At 74.1% G+C, this 8,444-nt stretch carries 6 protein-coding genes; 1 reads left to right on the top strand and 5 read right to left on the bottom strand.

Features of this window, described 5'->3' with window-relative positions; all coding sequences use genetic code 11:
* Nucleotides 1-134: 134 nt before the first annotated feature.
* From ACFV6D_RS38265 to ACFV6D_RS38250, 4 genes are all read right to left on the bottom strand, one after another.
* Nucleotides 135-2,696 carry an ABC transporter permease gene (locus tag ACFV6D_RS38265; RefSeq protein WP_380563330.1) on the bottom strand — a complete coding sequence of 854 codons (2,562 nt, stop codon included), beginning with the start codon at nt 2,694-2,696 and terminating at the stop codon, nt 135-137.
* Between the two features lie 59 nt (nt 2,697-2,755).
* A complete protein-coding gene (locus tag ACFV6D_RS38260) occupies nt 2,756-3,526 on the bottom strand; it encodes an ABC transporter ATP-binding protein (protein WP_063346110.1) in 771 nt (256 codons plus the stop codon).
* Between the two features lie 194 nt (nt 3,527-3,720).
* Nucleotides 3,721-5,865 (bottom strand): restriction endonuclease, encoded by a 2,145-nt coding sequence (locus ACFV6D_RS38255; protein ID WP_380493960.1) that lies wholly within the window; start codon nt 5,863-5,865, stop codon nt 3,721-3,723.
* 136 nt (nt 5,866-6,001) lie between these two features.
* Nucleotides 6,002-6,673, bottom strand: coding sequence for a maleylpyruvate isomerase N-terminal domain-containing protein (locus tag ACFV6D_RS38250; RefSeq protein ID WP_380563328.1), 672 nt, complete (start codon nt 6,671-6,673; stop codon nt 6,002-6,004).
* A gap of 88 nt (nt 6,674-6,761) precedes the next feature.
* Between ACFV6D_RS38250 and ACFV6D_RS38245 the strand changes: the two genes are divergently transcribed.
* On the top strand, nt 6,762-7,700 hold the full coding sequence (locus ACFV6D_RS38245; RefSeq protein ID WP_380379003.1) for a DUF2797 domain-containing protein: 939 nt from the start codon (nt 6,762-6,764) through the stop codon (nt 7,698-7,700).
* 48 nt (nt 7,701-7,748) lie between these two features.
* On the opposite strand, the gene ACFV6D_RS38240 is transcribed toward ACFV6D_RS38245, so the two are convergent.
* Nucleotides 7,749-8,051, bottom strand: coding sequence for a hypothetical protein (locus ACFV6D_RS38240; protein ID WP_380563326.1), 303 nt, complete (start codon nt 8,049-8,051; stop codon nt 7,749-7,751).
* Nucleotides 8,052-8,444: the final 393 nt, after the last annotated feature.

Below are 8,444 nucleotides of genomic sequence, written 5' to 3'. Positions count from 1 at the left end.
CCCGCCCCCAACCGAGTGCGGTGTGGGGGGGGGGGGGTGTTTTTTGTCTATACGCCGCCGCGCGCGCGCGCTATCCGCGGCCCCCCGGGACGGTCGAGGACCGTCCGGGGCTCCGGCGCGCTTGCGGGGGGCGCCTACTCGCTCTTGATCGCGCCCAGGATGTCCATCCGGGCGGCCCGGTGGGCCGGCCAGAGGGCGGCCAGCAGGCCGATCACCGCGGCCGCGACCAGGAAACCGAGGATCTGCAGCGGCGGCACCACGGTGGTGATGTTCTTGAGCGAGTCCGCCATCGTGCGGGTGCCCGCCCAGGCCACCAGGATCCCGAGCCCGATCCCGACCGCGCCGCCGAACAGCGCGATCAGCAGCGACTCCAACCGGACCATCCGGCGGATGCCGATCCGGTCCAGGCCGATCGCCCGCAGCATGCCGATCTCCCGGCGCCGCTCGAACACCGACATCGCCATGGTGTTGACCACGCCGAGCACCGCGATCACCACGGCCATCCCGAGCAGCCCGTACATCATGTTCAGCATGCCGGTGATCAGCTGACGGTTCTCCGCCTTGATGTCCTTCTCGCCCTTGACGGCGATCAGCGGGTTGCCGCCGGTCGCGTCGCGCAGCGCCTGCTTCAGCTTCTCGTCCGCGCCGTTGGCGCCCTTCACCAGGACCTTCGCCGGGCCGGAGCCGGGCAGCGCGTGCGGGCCCACCACGTTGTCCGGGGCGACGATGTTGGCCAGCGCGCTGTTGGCCTCCAGCACGGCGCCGACGGTGAGCGAGCCCTTGGCCCCGCCCGGGTAGGTGACGGCCATGGTGTCGCCGACCTTGAAGCCGAGGCGCTGGGCGGTGCCCGAGCTCATCATCAGCTTGCCCTGCTTGAGGGCGTCCGCCGAACCGTCCTTGACCTTGACGGTGGCCAGCTGGTCGATGGTCGCGGCGTCGACGCCCGTCAGGAACTCGTAGTCGGAGTCGCCCTTGTCGGTCGTCACCCGGACTTCGCGCATCACGCTCATGGCGCTGACGCCGGGCGCCTTGGCGATCTGGCCGGCGACCTCGGGGGAGAGCTTCGAGCCGTTCTGCATGGCGACGGTGTAGTCGGCCTTGAGGTCGTCCGCGGTCGCCGCGTCGACGGCCTTGTTCACCGAGGCGCCGACCACGGTCAGCGCGGTGATCAGGGTGACGCCGATGGTCAGCGCCGAGGCGGTGGCCGCCGTCCGGCGCGGGTTGCGGATCGCGTTCTCCTGGGCCAGCTTGCCCGGCGTGCCGTAGAGCTTGCGCAGCAGCGGGGCGAACAGCGCGATCAGCGGCCGGGCCAGCAGCGGGGTCAGCACGAACACGCCGATCAGCAGGGTGCCCGCGCCGAGCCCGACCAGCTTGTACTCCTTGCCGCCCGCGCCCGCGGCCAGGGAGCCCGCGCCAGCCAGCGTGAACAGCAGGCCGATCGTGTTGCGCACCAGCAGGCTCTTCTGGGTGGCCGGCTGCTCGATCGAGCTCATCGCGGCCACCGGGGCGATCCGGGAGGCGCGCAGGGCCGGCAGCAGGGCGGACAGCACCGTCACCAGGACGCCGACCAGCAGGGTCACCGCGATGGTGAGCGGCTTGATCACCAGCGAGCCCTGCGGCATGGTGTCGTCCATCGCGCTGACCAGCGTCTGCATGCCGGCGCCGATCCCGATGCCGGCGAGCAGCCCGGCCGCCGAGGCGAGCAGGCCGACCAGCAGTGCCTCGACCAGCACGGAGCGGGTGATCTGCTTGCGGCTGGCGCCGATCGCCCGCAGCAGTGCGAGTTCCTTGGTGCGCTGGGCGACCAGCATGGTGAAGGTGTTGGCGATGATGAAGATGCCGACGAACAGCGAGATGAAGGCGAAGACCATCAGGAAGGTGCTCAGGACCTTGGTGCCCTGCTGGATCATCCGGTCCTGCTCGGCGGCGAGCTCGCGCCCGGTCTTCGCCTCGATCGAGTCGCCCTGCGGGGCGGTCTGCTTGACGGCGGCGAGCAGCGCGGTGTCGTCCGCGCCCGGCTTGCCCTTGACGTCCAGCTCGGCGTAGCGGCCCGGGCTCAGGTAGAGCTGCTGGGCGGTGGCGGTGTCGAAGGCGGCCAGCGAGCCGCCGGCCAGCACGCGCGGGTCGTTGGTGGTCAGGGTGCCGGTGAGCTTGAGCTTCATCACCGGGCCGTTGACGGCGACCCGGATGGTGTCGCCGACCTGGTAGCCGCCCTTCTCGGCGGTCTTGGTGTCCAGTGCGATCTCGCCCGAGCCGTGCGGGCCGCGGCCGTCGACCAGCGGGTAGCGCGGGTCGGTGCCGTCGGCGCCCGGCACGTAGTTGGTGCCGGTGGTGGAGAAGCCGTTGCCGATCAGCGCGCCCTTCTTGTCGGCGATGCCGGCGAAGCCGCTGACCACGCCACGCGCCTCGGCGGCGCCGGGCAGTGCCGCGACCGCCTTGCGGATCTCCTCGGTGAGGGCCGGGCCCTCGGAGTCCTCACCGGTGTGGTCGTAGGCCTGGCGGGCGGCGTCGCGGTCGCTGACCGTGACGGCGATGTCGGTGTAGCTCTTGGAGTTCTGGGTCCTGAGCGCGTTGCCGAAGGTGTCGGAGAAGACCATGGTGCCGGCGACGAAGGCGGTGCCGAGCATGACGGCCAGCGCCGTCATGAGCAGTCGGCCCTTGTGGGCCAGCACGTTGCGCAAAGCGGTGCGGTACATGAGGGGGTGTCAGTCCTGGGGGTTCTCGAAGGTCGGGGGCGCGGGGCTGGCGGGTGGCTCTAGCTGGTGCGGCCCTTGGCGTCGAAGCGGCGCATGCGGTCCAGGACGGTGTCGGCGGTGGGGTGGTGGAGTTCGTCGACGATGCGGCCGTCGGCGAGGAAGACGACGCGGTCGGCGTAGGAGGCGGCGACGGGGTCGTGGGTGACCATGACGACGGTCTGGCCGAGTTCGCGGACGGAGTTGCGCAGGAAGGAGAGGATTTCGGCGCCGGAGCGGGAGTCGAGGTTTCCGGTGGGTTCGTCGGCGAAGATGATGTCGGGCTTGCCGGCGAGGGCGCGGGCGCAGGCGACGCGTTGCTGCTGGCCGCCGGAGAGCTGGGAGGGGCGGTGGCTGAGGCGGCCGGAGAGGCCGACGGTGTCGACGACGCGGTCGAGCCAGGCCTTGTCGACCTTGCGGCCGGCGATGTCCATCGGGAGGGTGATGTTCTCCAGGGCGGTCAGGGTGGGGAGCAGGTTGAAGGCCTGGAAGATGAAGCCGATGTGGTCGCGGCGGATCTGGGTGAGCTGCTTGTCCTTGAGGCCGACGAGTTCGGTGTCGCCGATGGTGGTGGAGCCGGAGCTGATGGTGTCGAGGCCGGCCATGCAGTGCATGAGGGTGGACTTGCCGGAGCCGGAGGGGCCCATGATGGCGGTGTACTGGCCCTGCGGGAAGTCGACGCTGACGTTGTCGAGGGCCACGACGCGGGTCTCCCCGTCCCCGTAGACCTTGTTGAGGCCGGTGGCGCGGGCGGCCGCCAGGCCGGTACGGACGGCGGTTGCGGGGGTCGTCACGGGGGTGCTCCTGAGGGCGGGAACGGACAATCGGGTTCCGTTCCATCCTCCCAATCCGTTCGAGCGCGATGCGTATGTCCCGAGGAGGGGCGACCCCCGCCGTCTCGGCGGCTCGGCGGGGGTCTTCTCATCCTCAGGTATGACACCGATCCCTGAGGACCATGGTCCCTGTGCTGCGGACGATGGTCCCCGTGCTACTCCACCGCGACGCCGAACGCGCCCGCCAGCCCGAGCAGACCGTTCGTCACCGAGCGGCCCGACGGGCTGAACTGCCAACCGCCGCCCGCACGCTGGAATGAACCCATGAGCATCGCGCTGTCCGGCACGCCGCCGGTGCCGGCCGCCCACTCCGCCGGACCGGCCGTGCCCGGACCGTACGTCGCCGCCAGGGCGACACCGTGCACGTAGCCGAGCGGCAGGGCCCGCGGCTCCTCCTCCTCGGTGGAGACGGCGACCACCACCTCGTCCACCGTGGCCGCCAGCCGCTCCAGGTCCAGGGTCAGCCGGACCGCCCGGGCCGGCTCGCCCGGCACCGAGTGGGTCGGGTGCAGCCGCACGGCGCCGTCCGGGTCCTGCGGGTTGTTGAAGAACACGAAGTGCTCGTCGCTCAGCACCCGCCCGGCGGCGCACAGGAACGCGGTGACGTCCAGCTCCACCGCGTCGCCGCCGGCCGTCCGGCTCTGCCAGCTGACCGTCAGGCTGCTGTGACGGTCCGTCGGCGCGGCCGCCGGTGCGGGCTTCTCCTGTTCCGCGGAGCCGCCGCCGAGCCGCCCCCGCAGCCCCTGCTCGGCCAGCAGCTCCACCAGCTCCGGCCCGCTGACCAGCGTCAGCGGCTTCCCCTCGATGTAGCTGTACGAGCCGCGGCCGAAGCCGGCGGTGGTCACCAGGATGCCCTTGTTGGCCCCGTGGTGCCGGACGGTCGACTCCAGGTCGCGCACGGCCGTCGGGGACACCGTCTTGCGGTAGCGCTTGGCCTGGATCACGATCTTGCCGCCGGTCACCGGGTCCAGGTCCTCGGCGACCACGTCCACCCCGACGTCGCCGCTGCGGGCCGTGGTCATCACCCGGAAGCCGCGCAGCCGGAACAGCTCGGCGATCAGCTCCTCGAACTCGATCGGGTCCATCTCGAACAGGTCCGGGTCGTCGTCGCCGCCGTGCCCGGCCAGGCTCCCGCCGACCGTCTCCGGCAGCCGGTCCGGCCGCACCTCGTCCAGCCGCTCCGGGCGCGCCGACAGCTTGCCGCCCAGGCCCTGGAAGCAGTCCACCGGCGCCACCCGGTCCAGCGCCAGCCCGGCGAACTCGGCCCGGGAGGCGGTCAGGGTGGCGAGGAAGCGCTCCGCCTCCCGGCCGGTCGCCGGGTCGATGCCGAGGACGAAGCCGTTCAGCACCACCGAGTCCAGCATCCCGTCCCGGTCCGCCCGGAACAGCTCCGCCGCCAGCCGCAGCGCCGACTGTGCCAGCACCTCCCGGTACAGCGCCTTGCGCTCCGTCGCCGGGCGGGCCACCTCCGCCTCGCGGTCGTCCGTCTTCACGTACCGGACCCGGCCGGCGGCCGGCACCACGTCCGGGCCGGGCAGCTCCCAGTTCACCACCAGCTGCCGGGTCGACGCCTCCCAGGCCGCCACCAGGCGGTGCGGGAAGCCCTCCGGCCAGGCCGCCGAGGCGTACAGGCCGGCGGTGAAGTACTCCTGCACCGCCTCCGGCTCGCCCGCGCGCAGCCGCCGCAGCAACTCCTCGGTACGGGCGGCGCGGTCCTCGTCCTGGCGGCGGCACTGCGCCGCCCAGGCCAGGTACTCCTGGTGGTACGCGGCCAGCCGGCGCTGCCGGTCGGCCTCCTGCGCCTGGGCGGCGTACCAGTCCTGCTCGAACCGGGCCCGGGCCTGCGCCAGGTACTGCTCGTACTGCCGCCGCACCCCCGGATTGCGCGCCTGCACCTGGTCCGGCGGCGGCACGTGGTACTTCGGGCCGCCCTGATCGGGCAGCTCCACCGGCCGGCCCAGCGGGCCCGGGTCGAACGGCGGCACCGCGCGCGGCGCCAGCAGCGCCTGCGGGCCGAACGCCGGAGCCGCCAGCCCGGCGGCCAGCAACCCGCGCAACTCCTCGACCCGGGCTTCCAGTTCGGCCGTCAGCCGGGCCGCCTCCGCCTCCCGGGACTGCTGGTAGGCCCGCTGCGCCTCCCGCTCGTTGCGGGCCGTCGCCCGCTGCTCATCCCGCTGCTCGCGCTCCAGCCGGCGCTGCTGCGCCGCCTCGGCACGCCAGCGGGCCTCCTCCCGGCGCTGCTGCTGTCGCTGCGCCTCCGCCCAGATCGCCAGCACTCCGTCGTTCCGCCGCCCCGCCACCGTCCACCCCTTCATTGCACGCCGGACCGGTCGCGCCGCACGCCTCCCGGCCGCGCCGCCAACCGCGCCCGCAACAATAGAACGTGAACACCCCACCGGGCCAAGCCCCGCGAGCAGCACGGCTGCACTGCACCGGTCAGTGCACCTGGGGCGCGTCCCCGGGCCGGGCGTGCCAGCGCCAGTCGGTGCGCAGCGGCTGGCCGGGCAGCGGGGCGCGGCCGGTGGCCCACAGAAGGGTCGGCCAGGGGGCGTCGGCGGCGGTGACGGGGACGTCGGGGAAGAGGCGGGCCAGGACGCGGCGGCAGAGGTCGGCCGGGGGATCCCAGTGCAGGCCGAGGCCCTGGGCGACGTCGTGCAGGTGCACCAGCGTCTCGACCAGGCTCATCGCGACGAACCCGGCCGGGTCGGCGACACCCCACGGGTGGTAGGCGCGGACCTCGGGCGCGGCGGCGCGGGCGATCGCGACCATCAGCCCGCCGCTCGCCTCCAGCACCTCGACCAGCCCGTCGGGCCCGCTCGCGCGGTCGGCGCGGACGAAGTTGTTCGGCCCGCCGGGGAAGCGGCGCTCGGTGGCGAAGGGGACGTACCGCTCGCGCGGCGGGGCGGCCGGGCCGAGCTGGGCGGCGTAGGCGAGCAGGTCGTCGGCGAGGTGCTCGACGGTGGTCCAGCAGTCCCAGGTGACCGTCCCGGCGGGCCGGGACCAGTCGGCGTCCGCGGGCGCCGCGCGCAGGGTGGCGGCGGCGAGCCGGAGGACGAGCGCGAGGTCGTCGGCGGTGACGGGGGACTGGGCGGCGGGCTCGGGCGTCATGGTCGCGGAGGCTAGCAGGGGGCACTGTCACGGGAGCACTGTCAGGGGTGGCGGGTACTCTGCACTGGTTCGAGAGGGAGGCATGCCCGTGACGATCGCACCGCAGCACCACCCGGACCGGCCCGCCGGCTGGGTCTCCACCGGGCTGAGCTGGCACGAGGGCCGCGCCCTGCTCGGCGCCGTGCGCGGCGGCCAGACGCACGAGCGGGCCGTCACGCCCGGCGCGGAGGTCGGCTGGCTGCTGGGCGGGCCGCGCCGCTGCACCGGCGCCTGGCTGGCCGGGGCGACGGAGCGCACCCCGTGCCCGCACCACGCGGTGATCGCGCCGGACGGCGCCGCCGTGCAGTGCCCGGCCTGCCAGAGCGTCGACCGGGGCCTGGCCCTCGCCCGGGACCAGATCCTCGACGACGGCCGGACGTACCTGCTCTACCTCGCCTGGTTCGGCGACGGTCTGCTAAAGGTCGGCCTGACGGCCGAACAGCGCGGCGACAGCCGACTGCTCGAACAGGGCGCGCTGGCCTACGCGTTCACCGCCCGGGGCGGGCTGCCGGCCATCCGGCGCGCCGAACTCACCGTCGCCGCCTCCGGGTTGGCCCGCGAGCGGTTCAAGGCCAGGCTGAAGACCGAGCACTGGTGGGCGCACGGCGACGAGCCGTACCGCCGGGCCGTGCTGGCCGAGGCCCGGGCCCAGGCGCACCGCCTGCTGGCCGGCCACGCGCTGGAGCTGCTCGCCGAGCGCCCGGTGGTCGACCACGTGGCGCGGTTCGGGCTGTCCGACGGCGCACCGGAGGCGTACCGGCAGGTCGGCGGTCTGGCCGACGGGGCGGTGATCGCGGGCACCCTGCGGCCGCCGGTGGGCCGCCACCTGTTCCTGGACCAGGCCGACGGCTCGGGGCCGCTGCTGCTGGACACCCGGCTGCTCACCGGCTGGACGCTCGCGCCCGTCTCCGGCCGTCCGACGTCCGGGGTGGCCCTGGAGGAGCGGGTCCGCCCGCCGGAGCCGGACACCCAGGAGGCGCTCTTCTAAGGCGAATCCGGGCTGGGGTGGTTCCCCGCGAGCCCGGAGGCTGAGGGCTCAGCCCAGCTTGCTGCGCACCCCGCCCGGGCCGGAGCGGGCCCGGCGGGACAGCGGCGGCCGGGACGGGCGGACGTCGGCGCGCGCGGTGGGCTCGCCCTCGGCGGTGCGCCGGGCGAGTGCGGCCCGGGCGGCGGCCAGGGCCACGCGGGTGAGCAGCGGGTCCTCCTGGACGCCGGCGGACCGTTTGGCCGCCTGGCAGTGCGAGCACCAGATCGGGGAGGCGGGCCCGTCCGGGTACGCCATGCTCTCGGGCGGCAGGTAGTGTCCGCCGCACTCGGCGCACTCGAAGACCAGCCTCATCCGGCGATCACCGTCCCGGATCCGTGGCACCGACCGCAGGGCGACCAGAAGGTGTGGATCCTCGGCACCATGCTCCCTTCCTCGTCCCGTTCGACCGTGGCTTCGGTCTTCTGGGTCCCCCCGGACCCGCCGCAACCGGAACAGGACTGAACCTCGGGCATATGCCGTCCTTCCGTAGCGGAGGACCACGGTAGCGCGAATTCCCGGGCGCGGGCGCGGGACCTGACGATCCACCACCCCTCGGAGGAGCGTGCGAATGCCCCACACGCCCCGCTGCACGCCGTGGGGGGCCCCCCCCCCCGGCGGGGGGGGGGGGGGGGGGGGCGGGGGCGCGACGCGGCCCCCCCCACCCCCCCCCCCCCCAACGACAGCGAAACCCACCCGTCCGGTGCG

Source organism: Kitasatospora sp. NPDC059812, from assembly GCF_042732075.1.
Lineage (GTDB): Bacteria > Actinomycetota > Actinomycetes > Streptomycetales > Streptomycetaceae > Kitasatospora.
The sequence above is the reverse complement of the archived record's forward strand: the minus strand, read 5'-3'. Positions and strand labels throughout refer to the sequence as shown.